Source organism: Exiguobacterium sp. s48 (genome assembly GCF_018617395.1).
GTDB lineage: Bacteria > Bacillota > Bacilli > Exiguobacteriales > Exiguobacteriaceae > Exiguobacterium.
On sequence record NZ_JACSKC010000001.1, the window covers coordinates 599,690 to 618,560 of the forward strand.

The window sequence follows — 18,871 nt, forward strand, 5'->3', positions numbered from 1 at the left end:
TTATAATAAAAAGAAAGGGAACAGGATGGTGACACATGGTTCAACTCTCTTTAAAGCGTAAGATGAAGGTATTACTTGTCATTGATCGATTGCAAGACGACGATTTCGGCGTACCTCTGGGCGGACATCTCGGATTAAAGCTTTCACATCTGCTATTAAAGGAGTCGATTCCACTCGGACGTCTCATCCAGGATCAAACTGTCGCTGAGGCGATTGGACACTCTTATTTAAAACGAATCGGTGTCGAAACGATGTTCACAGGTGAGGAACCGTACTATCCGGACCTCCTTCGAGGGAGCCGTCAAGCGTTATCGACAGATGAGGATTATTATAAAACGGTGCAGCGCTACGCCAAACATCTATTAGCGGTTCATTCGAAATGTACGAAGCTACATACCATTGTCTTGTTCGGACGCTCGACACAGCGTCTATTCTCAGACGCACTCAACCGTCTTGAAGAAGAGAATGAACATGTCGCCTCTACCTTTCAACATATGACCATATTAAAAATGCCCGCCGTATCGAGAATGGTACGAGATGAGAGGATGACTCACATCCAGCAAGTCGTAGTGGAACTTGCACCTTCGAATTCCTAATAAAAGAAGGTGAACTGATGCGGAAATCGCGTTCTGTTGAAGAAATCATAAATGAACTAAAAGAAGACCCTGGTTTTTCAAGTCACGTCCGCCATTGGCACACGGTCGATGCAAGACCGGCCCAATATGCTCCAATCCCTGATCAAGTGCCTGAACAGTTGGCGACAGTCCTTAACAATCGTGGAATCGAGCAATTGTATACGCATCAAGCTGAAGCAGTAAAGCAAACGGCAGCCGGACATTCGACCGTCATCGTAACACCGACTGCGTCCGGGAAGACACTTTGTTATAACTTACCTGTCTTGTCGAGAATGATTGAGAAACCGACTGCTCGTGCGCTCTATCTGTATCCGACAAAAGCCCTCGCGCAAGACCAAAACAGTGACTTGATGGAAATGGTCGAGGCCCTTGAAGGGAATCTGCGATGCTTTACGTATGATGGTGACACGTCACCCGCTGCACGAACAAAAGTCCGCGATGCGGGAAATATTGTCATCACGAATCCGGATATGCTTCATTCAGGCATCTTACCGCACCATACGAAATGGATTCGACTATTCGAAAATTTAGAATATATCGTCGTCGATGAATTGCACACGTATCGTGGCGTGTTTGGCAGTCATGTGGCGAACGTATTTCGACGGTTAAAACGAATTTGTGCCTATTATGGCAGTCATCCGAAATGGATTATGACATCCGCAACCATCGCGAATCCGCGTGAACTCGCCGAGTTGTTGACCGAAGAGGAAGTCGTACTAATCGACCGAAACGGGGCACCACAAGGAAAGAAACATCTCGTTTTTTACAATCCGCCTGTCGTCAATGAAGCGCTCGGAATCCGTCGGAGTGCAACGCTCGAGACGAAACGGATTGCTTCAAGACTCGTGGAGGCGAACATTCAAACGATTGTGTTCGCGAGGTCACGTGTACGAGTCGAAGTGTTGTTGACGTATTTACAAGAACTGACGCGGCGTGAGCTAGGTCCAAAATCGATTGTTGGCTATCGAGGAGGTTATCTTCCTTCTGAACGACGTGAGATTGAACGCCGATTACGTAACGGAGAAATCAAAGCGGTCGTCTCGACAAACGCGCTAGAACTTGGTGTGGATATCGGCCAACTGCAGGCCTGTGTACTCAACGGCTATCCTGGAACGGTCGCATCGCTATGGCAACAGGCGGGTCGGGCCGGCCGACGTCATTCGGAGTCACTCGTCGTGTTTGTGGCCTCTTCCTCTTCACTCGATCAGCTCGTCGTCGAACAACCGGATTTAATTTTAGACCGTTCGCCGGAAGCGGCGCGTCTCGATCCGAACAACCTGATTATTTTAGTCGACCATATGAAATGCGCCGCTTTCGAATTGCCATTTCAAAAAGGAGAGCGATTCGGAACGGTCGATACGGAGGATATTTTAGAATTCCTCACAGATGCCCAAGTACTACACGAACGAGCTGATAAATACTACTGGATGACAGACTCATTCCCGGCGCACGATATTTCCCTCCGGACGAGTGATCAAGAAAATGTCGTCATCGTCGATCAGACAGCGAAACATCAAGTCATCGGTGAAATGGACACGTTCAGTGCCATGACGTTGCTACATGACGAAGCGATTTACTTGCACGGAGCCGAACAATATCAGGTTGAAAAACTCGATTTTGAAGAAAAGAAAGCGTTCGTTCGTCGAGTCGATGTCGATTACTATACGGATGCGAATTTGGCCGTCGAATTAAAAGTGCTAGAAGAGAATAAGACTGATGGGGCGAAGACGTTTGGCGAAGTCTCGGTCATCGCGATGGCCACCTTGTTCAAAAAAATTAAATTTGGTACACATGAAAATATCGGTTCGGGACCGATTCATCTTCCAGAGCGAGAATTGCATACGACAGCAACATGGTTCACATTGGATGAACGGTTTGCATACTCTGAGGCAGACTTAGAGGACCAGTTGGAAGCGGTCAGTGATTTAATGAGACGGTTGGCGCCGCTTTATCTCATGTGTGATACGCTCGATTTATTTACAACGATTCAAATGAAGTCGACCCATACGAACAAGCCGACCGTTTATTTATACGACCGTTATCCAGGTGGCATCGGTCTCAGTGAGGCACTTTATAAAGATGCGGACGTTGTGCTTGAGGCAGCCGAGAAGACGGTGACGGATTGTCCGTGTGAGAGCGGTTGCCCACGTTGTGTCGGAATGATTGGATATGGAGACTTTAAACAGCAAGTCATTCGTCAATTGCAAGCCTTGAAAGGAACGATATGAAAGCAAAACTATCTAGATTAATTAAAACGAACGAGACAGCCCCAAAAACTAACGTAGCAACTCCTGATGAAGTGGAGCAACAAAAGTGGATGGCGCATGGAGGCGAGATTTTAACGTTGGAAGGGGAATGGTGCGTACGGATTCGAAAGACATATCCGCTCGACGAAGTGTATCACGATTTCATGTTCGGAGAAGCGAGACAGATGATGGGACAAACGGATCATCCATTTTTCGCCGTCGATTTAGAACCTCACCAAGTCCTGTTCATGGACACGGAAACGACCGGTTTACGCGGTTCGGGAACGTCTATCTTTTTAATTGGGTTCGCTAGAATTCAAGCGGAACAACTTGAAATGATTCAGTACGTGTTACCTCATCCGGCGTTTGAGACGGCTTTTTACTATTATTTCTTACAAGATATCGGGGATGAGGTACGATTTGTCACATATAACGGGAAGTCATTTGACTGGCCCCAAATCAAGACGAGACATACGTTCGTCAAATCCCGGGTGAAACAGTTACCTTCTGTCGGGCATGTAGATTTACTGCACGCAGCGAGACGATTGTTAAAACCGAGACTTGAATCGGTGTCCCTAAAAGCGGTCGAGTCGTATTTTGGGCATGGTCGTACAGATGACCTTCCTGGATTTTTGGCACCGATGCACTATTTCCAATACGTTAAAGAACGGAATCCAGAAATTTTGTTGCCGGTCCTTGAGCACCATCATGCGGATTGTCTAAGCCTTGTTTCCTTGTATACGCGCCTCTGTCAACTCGTCGCGACCCCGGTCACGGATTTTGGAGAAGAACGGGCACATTGGCTCCATGATCTTGGTGAACAGGAGCAAGCGCTGAAAGAATTTGAGCAACTACCAAGTCCGTCGAAACGTGCCGTCATGCGGCAAGCGATGTTATTAAAACGAACGGGTCGAATCGATCAAGCGCTACCACTTTTTGAGTCGCTTCACTCGATAGATGGGTATGTCGAACTCGCTAAATACGCCGAGCACAAAAAGAAAGATGTAGATCTTGCGATGGAATACACAGAGCGAGCGTTAGAGATTCTTGATCAAAAGCGGACAGTGTTACGTCAAACGATGCAACGCGAGAAGGATGCGTTAGAACATCGACGGGCTCGTCTAGAAAGGAAGCGACGATGAAAGTAGTAGCGATCACAGGATATCGTCCACACGAACTCGGAATCTTCAAAGCAGATCATCCTGGAATCGAAATTATTCAGGAAGCTTACCGGAAAAAGATTCTCGAACTGATCGAATTAGGTGCAGAATGGTTTATTCTAAGTGGAACGAATGGTTGTGAATTGTGGGCAGGACAAGTATTGTTAGAGGTAAGAGAAACATATCCGATTAAAATTGCGGTATTTCCACCGTTCTTGAATATGGATGAACGCTATAAACCGTTTGAACAAGAAATATTTGTCCAACTGCAGCTAGAAGCAGACTTTTTTGAACCGCTGACACAGCGTCCATATGAAGATCCGAGTCAACTTCGTGCGAAAACGGCATTCTTTTTAGATAAAGCAGAAGGATTGATTACCTTATATGACGAAGAAACGGAAGGAAGTCCCCGTTTTCTGGTCAATGGGGCCCGGCGAAAGCCGAATATGGAGGTCTTCCTCATTACACAAGAAGATTTACGTGTCATCGAGGAAGAAAAACAATGGGAACAACAATGGGAGTGATACGATGCAAACCGAATTAACAGCAGAAGCCATTTATAAACAAGAATTTAAAACTGCACTACGAGGTTACTCACAAGAAGAAGTGGATCAATTTCTTGATGTGGTCATTCGTGATTATGAAAAGATGGCGAAAGAAATTGAGCGTCTTCAAAAAGAGAATGACTCGTTGCGCCGAGAGTCAACGCCAGTAGCTGAACCTACTAAACCGGCACAACCGGTTGCCTCAAACTATGATATGTTGCGCCGTATTTCAAATCTCGAAAAAGCAGTCTTTGGAAAGCAAGTAGGGCCAAGCGAATAAAGAATAGGGGGTGGAGTCGATGTTGCAAGTGTTATCGGCTACGGAAAAGCAACCGGTCAAACAACAGACCAAAAAACTGTTTCGTATAAAAGAAGAAGTGATGAAAGCACCAACATGCTATACCGATCGTCTTGTCGATAACATTAGACAAACATGTCGATTTGACTGGATGATGATTGAACAAGTCGAATTTGGCGAGGATCTCGTTCATTACGTACTTGTCGGACCGAAAGGTGTATTCTTGATTCAATTAAATCGAACTTCAGCCCCTGTCCATTTGACGAATCGTGAGTGTCGGACGGAGACATCGATGGGATGGAAACATATCTATCCTCATCCTGTCACAGAGTTAGAGCGAATGACGAAACAAGTTCGGGCACGATTGAAGAAAGAATGTGGGCAAGCCATCCCTGTCTACTCTCTATTGATTTTTCCGGAAACGGAACAGTTGAAGCTCAAGCGAGTCAAGGCGAATTGTGGGGATTCTTTCGAATTTGTCAATCAGGTCATCAGTAAAACGAATCTTGAGACGTTGACAGAGCCACTTGTTAAACAAATTGCTTACTATTGCTCGGAAAGACAAATACATAAATAGAAAGAAGGCCGAAAATACGTTCGGCCTTCTTTCTATTTTAAGAGTTCTTTCGCTTTTGTCGCATCCTCACGATGAACGAACAGTGCAACACGATCATCTAAGTTCTTTGCGAGCGGTTTTAATAATTTGCCGGTCGGGAGTCCTTGTTCCACACGACAATTGATTCCATGCTCTGTCAGGTAATGATAATCACCTAACAGTTCTTCACCCTGTTTTCCGAATGCTTCACCGAAACGAACCCATTTTAAGTTGCGAATCGTTCGAATCGTAACTAGGATGATGAACAGAACGGCGAGTATGATGATGAATACTGTTTCCAATGCCTTCAACCCCTTCTTTACACAAGTTTAATGGTGTCACGAGTTGAAAGCAATATGAAGCGAACGTTATACTAAAATGGAAAAGAGGGGATCACATGAAAAAACCAGTGCAATCGAGAAGAGAGGCTATTTCGCTTCTAGAAAACCAACAAGTACTCTACATTCGCATTCACAATGGACAAACAGGGATGATCAAGTCGACCGATGAAGGGATTATTGTTGCCATTCCGAATGAAGAGACTGAAAAAATCGATTTTCGAAAGTTAGAAGATATCGAGGCATTTGAAGCGTTCTATGACTTAACTCTTTCAAAACCAGGTATTTTATATGTAAATGTTGAAGAAGGTCAATAACATGGAGAGCTTCACCGAGAACGGTGGAGCTCTCCATTTCAAAATCATGAAGACGATGGGAACCATGCGGCCAGCTTGTCTTTCAATGGTTTAAGACGGACATGATGTTGTTTATGCAATAAATAGCCATCTGGTCGAATGACGAGGATACCTCGCTTCATGAACAACGATTTGGCAAGTTCGTTACCTTGGTCAAAAAAAGGTCGACTCGTTTTTGACAATGTGATCGTTTGTATAAACGCCTGATGCTCGTTTAAGTATGCATAGATGGACGTTAAATCTCGTTTCCCATCATCGAGCAATAGCACTTGAAACCGCCCATCTGCAATTTCAGATATTTTTGTCCGAAACCCGTCATCCGTTCGTAAAATCTCGGTTTCTGGGAAAATCTTGCCTTCGGCGACACGACGAAACGGCATACGTAATCCTTTTGGATAAGATAAGTGAAGTTGTGAAATCCGTTCAGTGATTTTTTGATTCACGAGATTCACGCGTGTGAAGACATCGGCGCCGATTGCTTGGAACGGTAATAACATGGGAAGTGTCGTCTGTAGCATTTCGGTCGCAATATTTGTTGTTTGTAAGACATTGCGAGCTACGTGCTGGCGCTCATCCCGATACGTGGAAACTACATGGTGGGGAGCACCGGTTTTTAAATGGAGCCAAAGCTTCCAGCCTAGGTTGAAGGCATCGGCAATCCCGGTGTTCATCCCCTGTCCACCGACAGGAGAATTGATATGGGCCGCATCCCCCATTAAAATGATTCGATTGTGAATGAACGAATCGACCATGCGGTTATGGACGCGGAACAAGGAGAACCATTCGACCTCCTTAATCTCAACTGGCATGTGACTGCGCTGTTCTACTAATTCTTGCAAATCAGATTCTTCAAACGATTCATCTGTTCTTAAGTTCCCTGTGATTCGAATGGTTTCGTCCGTAAGCGGGAATACTTCTAGAACGCCTCGGTCTGAGAAGAATATATGAACCTCTTCCCGGGAAATAGGCCAATTCGCCTTTAAATCCGCGAGCACCCATGCTTCTTTGAAAGACTTTCCGCTGAACGGGAGAGCGAGCATCCGACGGATTGAACTATTCGCACCATCTGCGGCAACGACGTATTTCGCTTCGACCGAACGGTTGGCACCATCTGCTTCGGTCAAATGAGCGATCGACCGAGAAGGATATTGGGTGATGGATGAGAGTGTTTCTCCACGCTTTACAGCATGCCCATGCTTTTGTAAAGCGCGTTCTAAAATGTCTTCTGTTTCATTTTGACGAAGTAACGTCACGAATGGATAAGGAGTGACGAGTTTTGAAAACTCGAGTTTGGCTGTCCATTGACCAGAAAAATATAGATTACCCCGTTCTATCGTTCGAGCTCGTTCGAGCACTTCTTTAGCAACATCTAAACGAGAGAATACCTCGATTGTCCGCGGTTGAATCCCGATAGCACGGGAATTGTCCGACGGGGTCGTCTTACGGTCGATGATTTGAAATGAAACGCCATATCTGGCTAAAGTGAGTCCGAGCGTCAGGCCGGTTGGTCCGGCGCCGACGATTAATACATCTACTTGTTCGTCCACGGTGATCAACTCCTATCATTAATATTGATATTTCCGACATTGGCACCGCTTAAACGAAAAGTAGGGTATAGAACCGTATAAGATATTCGATGATGGAAGGTGAGTGAAGGTTTTGGAGCCATGGATTACAGAAGATCAAATCCGAAACAGTTTTTCAATGGAGGAAGATTATGAACAAACGGCAGCGGTGCTCATTCCGCTCATTGAAATAGACGGTGAATGGCATGTCATCTTTGAAGTGCGTGCCCATACGATGCGACAGCAACCAGGAGAGATTTCATTTCCGGGGGGAAGACTTGAAAAAGGGGAGACACCGATTGAAGCCGCTGTCCGAGAAACGTGCGAGGAACTAGAAATCACTTCAGAACAGATTGAAGTCATCGGAAAATTGCGACCACTAGCCACACCCCATCGTCAATTGATTTATCCGTTTGTCGGAATGCTGTCGGAATACCCGAATGTACAAAAGACGGATGAAGTCGATCATATATTTAAAGTGCCTCTATCTACACTACTCATGATTGATCCATTTCACGGAGAGATGGAGTGGACGATGAATCCAGATCAAAATATTCCGCTCGATCGATTAGCGAATGCTAAAGCATATAAAAAACGGGTAATTAAAATGAAAGAGCCTTTTTATGAACATGAAGACTACATCATTTGGGGGTTAACTGGAAAATTTTTAACGCAATTTATTCAACGGGTAAAAGAAAACGTATTCAAACGGATATAATTTCGTTATAATGATAGAAACAAATTTAGATTGGAAGTGAATGGGTGTGTCTGAAGAATTCCTCGTAGGTGATATCGTGAAGTCGACTCGTGAAGGATGGGTCGCAGAAGTGACCGCCGTACTGACCAATACTGTGATTGGAGACGTATCCATCATGGAAGAATTCCAAGAACTCGGTCTCGAGTTTGAAAAACAAGTTCTACTGAAATCAGAATTAGAGTTGATTGAACGCGCCAGCTAACCTTTTTCTGAAAGGGATGATTGAGGTGTCCATTGACAAAAAAGTACGTGAATGGCAAGAGGCGGGTTTGTTAGACGAAGCGACGGGGATGAAACTAGTCGACTACGAACATAAAAAACGGGCGACTAGTGATCGACAAGACCACAAGCCGCCCGTTTTAGTTATTGTGGGATCGATTTTATTGGCACTTAGCCTGTTTAGTTTCGTCGCAGCCAATTGGCAAGTGATACCTGATCTATTAAAAATCGGACTTTTTTTAGCGTGTATGATTGGATTTTATGTCTTTGCCGAACGAGTCCGACTAAAAACGCCTCGCTATGTGACGTTGTTACGCGTATTAGGGTTCGTCTTCTTTATTGCGACTATGGCCGTCATCTTTACGACGTATAATCTGTCAGGACAGTTGACGATCCTCTTTTGGATTTTCTTCACGATGGCAGTACTACACCGAATAATATATGAGCATATGATCTTTTCGATTATCTCTGCCATCACGGCGTTTATGGCGATCACAAATAGTTTTGAAGGAATCGGACTGACGTTGATTATTCTTGGTCTCGCCGTAACGTGGGTGTGGTTCCATTTTGTCGATGAATCGCTAGATCGAATATTCGCTTGGTTCACATTTTATGGGTTACTCAATATCATTGGGCAGTATGTCGACTATGAAGGAAGACTATGGCCACTTTGGTCACTAGTAATCCTACATGCCTTATTACTCTTTTACCGGAAGCGGGATACATGGCAGGCGACATATCTCTTTGTAGCCGCCGTCCTTTCAATCGGTTATTTAGTAAATGTCACTGAACGATGGCTATCACAAAGACCACCATCGATTGTAGAGGCTACCGTTCTATCTATTGCACTCGTGGCCGTATATTTGATTCACCGCAGAAGCGACCTTCTCTGGGTGAGTCTTCTCGCCGTCATACCGTTCGCATTATTTGAGGACACAGGGGTATTGCTGGCAGTGCTGATTGAAGTCGTGTCACTCGCATACCTTGTTCGTCAAGACGTGACGAGACAACGAACCATCTATGCATTTATTTATTTCCTAATCGTGCAAATGACCATCTATTTTATTTACGTTTGGGATCGTCTTGATATTTCACTCTTCTTCCTGATTGGTGCATTGATTGTCTTTGCGTTATCACTCGGTCTATGGTGGCGTAATCGCACAAGAGGGGATGTGACGACATGAACCACGTTTCAAAATGGATCATTCCTGCTGTTCAAGTGATCATTGCTTTACTATTCGTTTTCCTCGTATATGCCATCTCATGGGCAGGTGAGACATATACGTTTAAAGGGACCTCATACGAGCCTTATGACCCGTATTTCGGTGATTCCATCTATCTCGAATATGATGCGTTTGATGGACGGCGAGAGGTCGATACAGGAACCGTATACGTTACCTTTAAAGAAGGTGAAGATGGTTTTGCCGAAATCGATCGGATTGAATCTAAACCATTCTTTGGAGGGGTTCGGGCAAACTATTATGATCGACTTCTTTATATAGAAGAAATGGGGTCCTATCGTGTCTCTGAAGAGGAGGTCGATCAGGTGAAAGGGGAGAAATCGTTCATCGTTCAAGTCGATGTCGCCCCTTGGGGAATGCTTCGAATGCATGATTTGGTGCCAAATAAATAAGAAATCATCATGACAGGAAGATTACAGGTTTGTTACACAACTTATTGTAACGAATCTGTAATTTTTTTATGAACACTAGGTGTAGCAACGTTTCTTTTAATTGTTACAATCTGTAACCACTTTTTTCGTCATATGTCAGGAATGTTTCACTTCGATAAAATGGCTACTCCAATATGTTGCATCGTGGTAAATTAACATCTGTTCGTTACATAACGAGAAAGGTGATGACCTTACTACGATGAAATTGATTAAATATATGGTATTATCCGTGGTTGCGATGACAGGTATGTTCGTATTCATGGATCGGGCAGATGCTGCTCAGATCGGAATTGGGACAGAACAAAAAATCGTACAAAATCCACTTGAGTTGGAACGCCAAGCGATGGAAGTTGAACGAAAGAAAGAAGTCGCTCGTCAAAAGAAAATTGCCGAAGAGAAACGTCTAGCTGAAGAAAAACGCTTAGAAGCGGAACGTCTTGCGGAAGAAAAGGCGAAAGAAGCTGCCGAACAGGCAAGACTTGCTAAACTTGAAGCAGAGCGTAAGGCGGAAGAAGAGCGTCAGGAAGCAAAACGAGCAGCGGCAGAACAAGCAACAGCTTCTTCGAGTAATATGGTCGAGACAACACCGGTGTCTACCTCAACAAACAGGAAAGTCATTACGGTCGAATCGACAGCATATTCAAATGATATAGCTGACAATAAGGCGTATGGTGGGCGTGTCTTGACAGCGACTGGTCATGATGTGACTGATTCCATTTACTACAATGGGATGCGAATCATTGCGGTTGACCCTTCTGTCATTCCATTAGGGTCGAAAGTCCATATCGAAGGACTTGGCGATGCGATCGCCCTTGATACAGGTGGCCGAATCAAAGGTCATATCGTTGATTTACTCGTCGATTCAAAAGAAGATGCCATCCAATGGGGGCGTCGACATATTCAAGTGACGTTGTATTAATGATGAGGTTCTCCGAATGGGGAACCTTTTTTTGTTTAACAAAGCAGAGAAAAGGGCAAATTATTATTTGAATTTCCATTTTGGAAATAGTCGAGGAGGGATTAAGTTGATTGAGTTTCGGGATGTATCAAAACGTTACGAGGACGGAACGTTAGCCGTTAAAGAATTAAGCTTAACAGTAGAAAAGGGAGAAATCTTTGTATTAATCGGGCCATCTGGTTGCGGGAAGACCACAACTATGAAAATGGTGAATCGTTTAATCGATCATACGGATGGCAAGATTCTAATCGATGGCAAAGAAATCTACCAGTTCAATATTTTTGAATTACGTCGTAACATCGGATACGTCTTACAACAGATTGCATTATTCCCGCATTTGACGGTGGAAGAAAACATTTCTGTCGTACCCGAGCTACTGAAATGGAAAAAAGAACGAACAAAAGACCGAGTGACGGAATTGATGAAAATTGCTGGTCTTGATCCGAAATTGCGCTCAAAGAAACCTTCGGAACTTTCTGGAGGTCAACAGCAACGTGTGGGTGTATTGCGCGCCTTGGCCGCAGACCCCGACGTCATTCTTATGGATGAACCGTTCTCTGCACTTGACCCAATCAGTCGTGGTCAATTACAAGATGACATTAAACGACTAAATGACGAACTCGGAAAAACGATTTTGTTTGTCACACATGATATGCAAGAAGCAATGAAGCTTGGAGATCGTATCGCATTGATGCGTGACGGCGAACTCATGTTGGTCGGTACACCAGAGGAAATATTAGCGAGTGAAGATCCATTCGTCTTAGAATTTACACAACGTGGAAGAGGTGAGCTGGATGCTTGAGACGTTCCAAAATAGACAAGGACAGCTTGTCGAGGCACTGATTGAGCACTTACAGCTCTCTGTCGTATCGCTTTTGATTGCCGTCTTAATTGCCGTGCCATTGGGAATCTGGTTGACGCGCCGTAAGAAAATCGCCGAAACCGCCATTGGCGTCACTGCGATTATTCAAACGATTCCGTCTCTTGCCTTACTCGGATTAATGATTCCACTCGTTGGAATCGGGGCATTACCTGCTATCATTGCGCTCGTCTTATATGCGCTCCTCCCTATTTTACGAAACACGTTCACCGGGTTGAACGAAGTAGATAAATCGTTACTAGAAGCTGCTCGAGCTTGTGGGATGAAACCGAATCAAAGTTTGATGAAAGTTGAACTCCCTCTCGCGCTCCCGGTCATCATGGCCGGTATCCGTACGGCGATGGTCCTGATTGTCGGTACGGCAACGCTCGCAGCTCTCGTCGGAGCAGGTGGGCTTGGTACGTTAATCTTACTTGGGATCAACCGTAACGATAATTACTTAATTTTACTTGGCGCCATCCCGGCTGCCATTTTAGCACTACTATTTGATTTCTTGTTACGTCAGATGGAAGGTGCGACTGCCACGCGCAACAAGACGAAGTTGATTGCCGTGTCTACCGTTCTCGCTCTCATTATTGTGACACCCCTCGCGTTCGGACGCTCACAAGAGACCGATTTAGTCGTGGCCGGTAAACTCGGTCCAGAACCGGAAATTCTGATGAATATGTATAAATTATTAATTGAGGATCAGACTGATTTGACAGTATCCGTCAAACCGAACTTTGGGGAGACGACATTTGTATGGGGAGCCCTTCAATCGGGTGACGTCGATATTTACCCTGAGTTTACGGGAACGGCCCTTGCGAGTCTCGTCAAAGAGACACCGAATTCTAACGATGCCCGTGAAGTATATGAACAAGCAAGGGACGCCCTTGCGGAAGACGGATACGTGATGCTCGAACCGATGCAATTTAACAATACGTACGCACTCGCCATTCCTCGTGAGTATGCGGAGGCGGAAGATGTCACAGCCATTTCAGATTTACGAAATGTCGAATCCGATATAAAAGCCGGCTTTACACTTGAATTTACGGACCGTGAAGATGGATATCCGGGACTCCAAAATGAGTATGGGTTTGACTTCCCATCTGTTGTCTCGATGGAGCAAAAATTACGTTATCGTGCCATCTCACGAGGCGATGTGAATTTAGTGGACGCTTACGCGACAGACCCTGATATTGCTGAGAACGACCTTGTCGTTTTAGAAGACGATCGCCAATTCTTCCCGCCATATCAAGGAGCCCCACTCTTGAAAGAAGAAACGCTCGAAGAATATCCAGAAATTGAGGATGCGCTCAATCAACTCGCTGGTAAGATTACAGATGAACAGATGTCTGAATTAAACCGACGTGTCGCGTACGGCAATGAACGTGCTTACGATGTAGCAAAAGACTTCTTAGAACAGGAAGGGTTACTATGAGAGCTTTGATTATTTCGAATCCGAAGTCTGGAACGAGTGAGACGATGCTCGGCGAGGTCATCGGAACGATTGAATCGCTCTATGAAGAAATCATCATTAAGAAAACACAAGAGATTGGGGACGCCCTCCGATTTGCGGAAGTAAGCGAATCGTTCGACCACCTGATTGTCATTGGGGGAGACGGGACGTTAAATGAAGTCGTGAATGGATTGATGACTTTAGAGCGGGAAAAACGTCCGACCGTAGGAATCATTCCTGCAGGGACGTGCAATGATTTCGCTCGGGCTCTTGAGCTTCCTATACAACCGACGCAAGCCGCGAGCATCATCAAATCAAATCACGAGCAGCATGTGGATGTCATTCAAGTCGATGAGATGTACGCACTTAACTTTGTCGGCGTCGGCTTGATTGCCGATACATCACGACAAATCGATCCGGATGAAAAAGAATCACTAGGCTCCATCGGATATTTTTTAGCGACCATCCGCCAATTCCGTGAAGCAGACCCGTTTGCGATTCGATTATGTCAAGGTGAGAAAATTCTGTTTGAAGGAGATGTAAGTTTTCTATATGTAGGAAACGGAAGTTATCTCGGTACGGTTCCAACTAAACTCGAGACGCAATCTTTTTCAGACGGACTGTTAGAAGTCGTTCATAGTTCTGCAATCGGGTTTCCGATGATTCGACAATTATTAGCCCAACAATTTGGTCTCGATCAAAAATCGACGGAATGGAATCACTTTCAGGCAACACATCTCGAAGTAGAATTGAGTACGTCTCAAATCATCGATGTCGATGGTGAACACTTTGAAACCGATCGGTTGGCAATTCGGATTCTAGAGAGAGCCCTAACATTTTTAACACCATAAAGCATCAACAGAGAAAAGTATTCAGACTTTTCTCTGTTTTTTTGTTGTTCTCACTCTAGAACCATGTTAGTATTTCACTATTATTATGAAAATGAAATGAAAAACAGGAAGTAGGGGTAATCATGGCGCAAAATTCATTCGCCTCAAAAATTGGATTCATTCTAGCTGCCGCAGGGTCGGCAATCGGTTTAGGTGCGATATGGAAGTTTCCATATGTAACCGGAACTAGCGGAGGCGGTGCCTTTTTACTCATGTTTTTGGCGTTCACCTTATTACTCGGTCTGCCATTATTGATTGGTGAATTCATCGTTGGACGTTCAACTCAAAAGACGGCACTTCTTGCCTTCAAAAAATTGGGGCACGGTCGTTGGACCATTATTGGTTACTTAGGCGTCATCGCATGTTTCTTGTTACTTTCCTTCTATAGTGTCATTGGAGGATGGGTCCTCATTTATATCGGTCTCGGTTTAAGTGGAACTTTAAGCGGACGTACCGCTGACGAATTTGGAGACGTATTCGGGAACGTTGTCTCTACACCTGGAATTGCTGTACTCGGACAATTTTTATTCCTTTTGATTACACTTTTGATTGTCTTACGTGGCGTTGAAGCGGGAATTGAGCGTATGAGCAAAATCTTGATGCCGCTCTTATTCATCAGTTTCATCGTTCTCGTCGTTCGTTCGTTGACTCTTGACGGTGCGATGGAAGGTGTTCGCTTCTTCTTACAACCTGACTTCTCTGCCTTGACTGGAGAATCCGTGCTGTTCGCCCTTGGGCAGGCATTCTTCTCCTTATCGTTAGGGGTAGCGGCCATGCTGACGTATGCGTCCTATATTAAAACGAAAGGAACGTTGAATCGTTCAGCCAACATGATTGTCTTGTTGAACATTGCGGTTTCGCTATTAGCTGGACTAGCCATCTTCCCAGCAGTATTTGCATCGGGACTTGATCCGGCCGAGGGACCGGCGTTACTCTTCGTCGTATTACCGGCAGTTTTCAACCAAGTACCACTCGGTGGGTTCTTCATGGTCTTATTCTTCTTATTGTTCGCTTTCGCATCCATCACATCATCGATTGCCATGTTAGAGGTAGTCGTCGCTGGTGTAACGGACCGTCTGAACGAAAAGAAATCGACTTGGACGAAAAAGCAAGTTACGGTATCGGCTGCCATCCTTGTATTTGTGGTAGGCGTTCCATCTGCATTGTCGTTCGGATTATTAAGTGATTTGCATATCTGGAATGGTCGGACGTTCTTCGATACGATGGATTACCTTGTTAGCTATATTTTGATGCCAACAGGTGCGCTTTTGACATCGATCTTTGTAGGTTACGTCGTCGATCAACGTATTTTAAAGGATGAGATTCAAACCTCAGAACCAGGTAAGAAACTTTATCCGATCTGGCATGCGCTCATTCGTTACGTGATTCCGGTGACAGTCGCAATTGTCATGGTATCAACGTGGATGACAACTTAATCGACAAACCGTAGACGCTTAAAGGTCTACGGTTTTTTTCATAGCGCAACGGGAATGAAGTCGATATAGGCGGTGTTTCTACGCCTAGCGACGGAGATAAAACAAATTTTATTATGGTAGAATGATAGGGATGACGAAACTTTTTTTGACAGGTTTCGTAATGTACAATAGAAGTAACATGAGATGAGGTGAAAAGAATGAAAACATGGATGAAATGGGCCCTGACTGGGGCAGTCATATACTTTGCCATTAACGTATTCGATTTCTCCTGGTTATTCATTATAGTAGGGGCGCTCGTTTTGAACGAAGTTTGGTCAACGAACAAACGCAGAAATCGACAACGAACACCGACTCCCGTAGCGAAACGTGCCAAAAAGAAACTATTGCTGGATGAGGAAGAATCCTTTACCGGTTCTAGAATTTTGAAACCGATTGAAGAACCGATGCCGACACGTCAATTTGAGGCAACAGATGATTTGGAACTTCAATTCTTGCAACGGACAATCGAACAAGGATATGAGAAATTGCAACAAATCGACCGCGTGCTTCCTGAAATTAAGGATGTAGAAGTAAGACGTGAAATGAAGGCTGTCTCAAAAGAAGCGCACGAATTATTCGAAGAGCTTTTTGAAAATCCGCAAGATGCAAAACATGTTCGAGACCTGTTCACATTCTATTTAGATTCCCTCGTCTCGGTCGTCTTGAAATTTAAAGAACTTGAAGGAAAACGAGTCGTCATTCAAGAAGAGACTCGAGAACAATTAATCACAAATATGCGACTAATTGTCGATAAATTTAAAGAGCAACGCGGACGTCTTCTCGAAGATGATGCCGTAGACTTTGAACGTGAACTGATCATGATGGAGCGCGTCTTGTCTGATCAGCCGGAAGGGAGAAAGAAACATGACTTCATCGAATGAAACGAACTGGCAGTCATGGCCGGAAGAAGAACTAACTTCTGATACGAAAACAAAAACTGAGACGGAGGGGTTCAGCGATCCATCTGTTGAATGGTCATCCGTTTCCCAGACACATGAAGTACCAGCCATCCAAGCGAAACCGGACGTGCCTCAAGAACATCGTGAGCGTATCACACGATTGGCTGAATCCATTGACATTAAGAAAACAGATTCTGTTATGTTATTCGGTTCGAATGTCCAACGTGAACTTTCACAATTCTCTGATCAAATTTTGACAGAAGTGCGGATGAAAGATGGAGGAGAAGCTGGGAAACTGTTGTCTGACTTGATGCAAAACGTCCGCAAGATGGATCCAGATATGCTTCAACCGGAGAAGAAAAGTTTCATGGATAACATCCCACTGATCGGTCGCGCGAAGAAGAAAGCAGAAAACTATAAACTTCAATTCGAAAAAATGAACGTCTATTTGGAAGAAGTCATTCATAATCTCGACCGTGCGAAGTTCGGTCTCATGAAAGACATCACGATGCTCGATCAAATGTATGACAAGAACAAGCGGTATTTCGAAGAGTTGAACGTTTATATCGCTGCGGGTGAGACAAAGCTTGACCACGTACGGGAGCATGAGATTGCCCCGTTACGTCAAGAAGTGGAAATTTCTAAAGATCAAACAAAGCTTCAACAATTGAACGATATGATTCAACTGGCAGATCGTTTTGAGAAGAAGTTGCACGATTTAAAATTGAGTCGTACAATCAGCCTCCAAATGGCACCGCAAATTCGGGTCATCCAACAGAATAACCAAATTCTTGCTGAAAAGATCGAGTCGGCGGTCGTCAACACGATTCCGCTATGGAAGAACCAAGTCGTTCTCGCGCTCAGTTTGACGCGTCAGAAAACGGCACTTCGTATGCAACAGGATGTGACGAAGACGACAAACCAGCTGCTTGAGCAGAACTCGAAAATGCTTAAAGACTCATCGATTGAAATCGCACAAGAAAATGAAAAAGGGATTGTCTCTGTTGAGTCACTGAAAGTCGCTCACGAGAATTTACTTTCTACATTAGATGAGACATTACGAATCCAACAAGAAGGAAAGCAAAAGCGTCGTGACGCTGAACGTGAACTCGATCGCATGGAGCACGAGTTGAAAGAGAAAGTCATCGAGATTGCCTCGAAAAATAAAGAGCTACCAAAGAACACTGGATATTAAAGGGGGAAGTCTGAGCAATCAGACTTTCCTTTTCTACGAGGAGGGACTTGCGTGGAGAAACAACGACAATGGGATGAGACGTGGTTACTATTCGCTGATATGATGGCCGAGCGGCACTCGAAGTGTGCCTCGAAGAGCGTGGCCTGTGTCATTGTAAAAGATGAAAAACCGATTTCAATCGGCTTGAATGGTACCCCATCTGGTCATACGAATTGTAATGAAATCTATATCAAGCAAGAAGATGGGTTCTATAAACATGCTGACTATGTTACATCGACGGACCTCGATATGGTCAATGAACCGGCACGACTCATCCGGAATGGTGTGACATATATCAAGTGTACGGACCCTTATGATCATCATCACTGGTCGAAACAACATGAAATTCATGCGGAAATCAATGCGATTGGAAAGTTAGCTGCCGATTCGACGAATGCATTTGGTGCGACAGCGTATGTGACGCATTCGCCATGTCATGCCTGTTCGCTTGCCTTGATTGCGGCACGTGTCGCACGAGTCGTATATGCCGTCGGTTATGAACATGGGGATGGGTTGGAATTGATGCGCGAGAGCGGGATTGAAGTGTTACATATGCCACTTGAGAAAATGTACAAAAATTTATTGTAAACGTTTTCATTAGATGATATATTATTAATGTACTGCCAATGGTGTTTTACTCTTCCATTATTTGCCCCTCCTCGGAGGGGCCTTTTTTTTGTTCAAAATGAAGTGAGACAAACTTTACACATA

At 44.5% G+C, this 18,871-nt stretch carries 20 protein-coding genes and 1 pseudogene; 19 read left to right on the forward strand and 2 right to left on the reverse strand.

Going from position 1 to position 18,871, the window contains the following annotated elements; translation table 11 throughout:
• Window positions 1–35 precede the first annotated feature (35 nt).
• From KNO66_RS03070 to KNO66_RS03095, 6 genes are read left to right on the forward strand one after another with little or no spacing between them, the layout of a single operon-like run.
• Window positions 36–596: a hypothetical protein gene (locus KNO66_RS03070; RefSeq protein WP_214740318.1), complete on the forward strand. Its 561-nt coding sequence runs from the start codon at window positions 36–38 to the stop codon at window positions 594–596.
• Window positions 597–613: 17 nt separating this feature from the next.
• Entirely contained in the window at window positions 614–2,863 is a 2,250-nt protein-coding gene (locus KNO66_RS03075) for a DEAD/DEAH box helicase (protein WP_214740320.1), read from the forward strand.
• A complete protein-coding gene (locus tag KNO66_RS03080) occupies window positions 2,860–4,023 on the forward strand; it encodes a ribonuclease H-like domain-containing protein (protein ID WP_214740322.1) in 1,164 nt (387 codons plus the stop codon). The genes KNO66_RS03075 and KNO66_RS03080 overlap by 4 nt, the downstream gene beginning before the upstream one ends.
• Window positions 4,020–4,565, forward strand: coding sequence for an SLOG family protein (locus KNO66_RS03085; RefSeq protein ID WP_214740324.1), 546 nt, complete (start codon window positions 4,020–4,022; stop codon window positions 4,563–4,565). The genes KNO66_RS03080 and KNO66_RS03085 overlap by 4 nt, the downstream gene beginning before the upstream one ends.
• A 4-nt stretch (window positions 4,566–4,569) precedes the next feature.
• Window positions 4,570–4,866: a cell division regulator GpsB gene (gene gpsB, locus KNO66_RS03090; protein ID WP_074034598.1), complete on the forward strand. Its 297-nt coding sequence runs from the start codon at window positions 4,570–4,572 to the stop codon at window positions 4,864–4,866.
• Window positions 4,867–4,885: 19 nt separating this feature from the next.
• Window positions 4,886–5,461, forward strand: a complete 576-nt coding sequence (locus tag KNO66_RS03095) for a nuclease-related domain-containing protein (protein WP_214740326.1) — start codon at window positions 4,886–4,888, stop codon at window positions 5,459–5,461.
• Window positions 5,462–5,493: 32 nt separating this feature from the next.
• On the opposite strand, the gene KNO66_RS03100 is transcribed toward KNO66_RS03095, so the two are convergent.
• Complete coding sequence (locus KNO66_RS03100) at window positions 5,494–5,781, reverse strand: hypothetical protein (protein WP_214740328.1); 288 nt, start codon at window positions 5,779–5,781, stop codon at window positions 5,494–5,496.
• A gap of 95 nt (window positions 5,782–5,876) precedes the next feature.
• On the opposite strand from KNO66_RS03100, the gene KNO66_RS03105 reads away from it, so the two are divergent.
• Window positions 5,877–6,134, forward strand: coding sequence for a hypothetical protein (locus KNO66_RS03105; RefSeq protein WP_214740330.1), 258 nt, complete (start codon window positions 5,877–5,879; stop codon window positions 6,132–6,134).
• Window positions 6,135–6,178: 44 nt separating this feature from the next.
• Here the strand turns inward: KNO66_RS03105 and KNO66_RS03110 are convergent, their stop codons facing one another.
• A complete protein-coding gene (locus tag KNO66_RS03110; RefSeq protein ID WP_214740332.1) occupies window positions 6,179–7,720 on the reverse strand; it encodes an FAD-dependent monooxygenase in 1,542 nt (513 codons plus the stop codon).
• 112 nt (window positions 7,721–7,832) lie between these two features.
• On the opposite strand from KNO66_RS03110, the gene KNO66_RS03115 reads away from it, so the two are divergent.
• From KNO66_RS03115 to KNO66_RS03170, 12 genes and pseudogenes are all read left to right on the forward strand, one after another.
• Window positions 7,833–8,456 carry an NUDIX hydrolase gene (locus KNO66_RS03115; RefSeq protein ID WP_251127416.1) on the forward strand — a complete coding sequence of 208 codons (624 nt, stop codon included), beginning with the start codon at window positions 7,833–7,835 and terminating at the stop codon, window positions 8,454–8,456.
• Between the two features lie 40 nt (window positions 8,457–8,496).
• Entirely contained in the window at window positions 8,497–8,697 is a 201-nt protein-coding gene (locus KNO66_RS03120) for a DUF2187 family protein (protein ID WP_214740336.1), read from the forward strand.
• A gap of 16 nt (window positions 8,698–8,713) precedes the next feature.
• A complete protein-coding gene (locus KNO66_RS03125) occupies window positions 8,714–9,898 on the forward strand; it encodes a DUF2157 domain-containing protein (protein WP_214740338.1) in 1,185 nt (394 codons plus the stop codon).
• Entirely contained in the window at window positions 9,895–10,347 is a 453-nt protein-coding gene (locus KNO66_RS03130) for a GDYXXLXY domain-containing protein (protein WP_214740340.1), read from the forward strand. Before KNO66_RS03125 ends, KNO66_RS03130 begins: the two co-directional genes overlap by 4 nt.
• A gap of 238 nt (window positions 10,348–10,585) precedes the next feature.
• Window positions 10,586–11,305: a 3D domain-containing protein gene (locus tag KNO66_RS03135; RefSeq protein ID WP_251127417.1), complete on the forward strand. Its 720-nt coding sequence runs from the start codon at window positions 10,586–10,588 to the stop codon at window positions 11,303–11,305.
• A 106-nt stretch (window positions 11,306–11,411) separates the two neighbouring features.
• A pseudogene (locus tag KNO66_RS03140) lies at window positions 11,412–12,128 on the forward strand (ABC transporter ATP-binding protein); the annotation flags it as partial.
• A gap of 10 nt (window positions 12,129–12,138) precedes the next feature.
• Window positions 12,139–13,644 carry an ABC transporter permease/substrate-binding protein gene (locus tag KNO66_RS03145; RefSeq protein ID WP_214740342.1) on the forward strand — a complete coding sequence of 502 codons (1,506 nt, stop codon included), beginning with the start codon at window positions 12,139–12,141 and terminating at the stop codon, window positions 13,642–13,644.
• Window positions 13,641–14,513 carry a diacylglycerol/lipid kinase family protein gene (locus tag KNO66_RS03150; protein ID WP_214740344.1) on the forward strand — a complete coding sequence of 291 codons (873 nt, stop codon included), beginning with the start codon at window positions 13,641–13,643 and terminating at the stop codon, window positions 14,511–14,513. Before KNO66_RS03145 ends, KNO66_RS03150 begins: the two co-directional genes overlap by 4 nt.
• A 122-nt stretch (window positions 14,514–14,635) precedes the next feature.
• The gene (locus KNO66_RS03155) at window positions 14,636–15,988 is read left to right on the forward strand and encodes a sodium-dependent transporter (protein WP_214740346.1); all 1,353 of its coding nucleotides are present in this window, start codon (window positions 14,636–14,638) and stop codon (window positions 15,986–15,988) included.
• Between the two features lie 197 nt (window positions 15,989–16,185).
• On the forward strand, window positions 16,186–16,908 hold the full coding sequence (locus tag KNO66_RS03160) for a 5-bromo-4-chloroindolyl phosphate hydrolysis family protein (RefSeq protein WP_214740348.1): 723 nt from the start codon (window positions 16,186–16,188) through the stop codon (window positions 16,906–16,908).
• Window positions 16,892–18,121, forward strand: coding sequence for a toxic anion resistance protein (locus tag KNO66_RS03165; protein ID WP_214740350.1), 1,230 nt, complete (start codon window positions 16,892–16,894; stop codon window positions 18,119–18,121). The genes KNO66_RS03160 and KNO66_RS03165 overlap by 17 nt, the downstream gene beginning before the upstream one ends.
• A 51-nt stretch (window positions 18,122–18,172) precedes the next feature.
• Entirely contained in the window at window positions 18,173–18,748 is a 576-nt protein-coding gene (locus tag KNO66_RS03170; protein ID WP_214740352.1) for a deoxycytidylate deaminase, read from the forward strand.
• Window positions 18,749–18,871 lie beyond the last annotated feature (123 nt).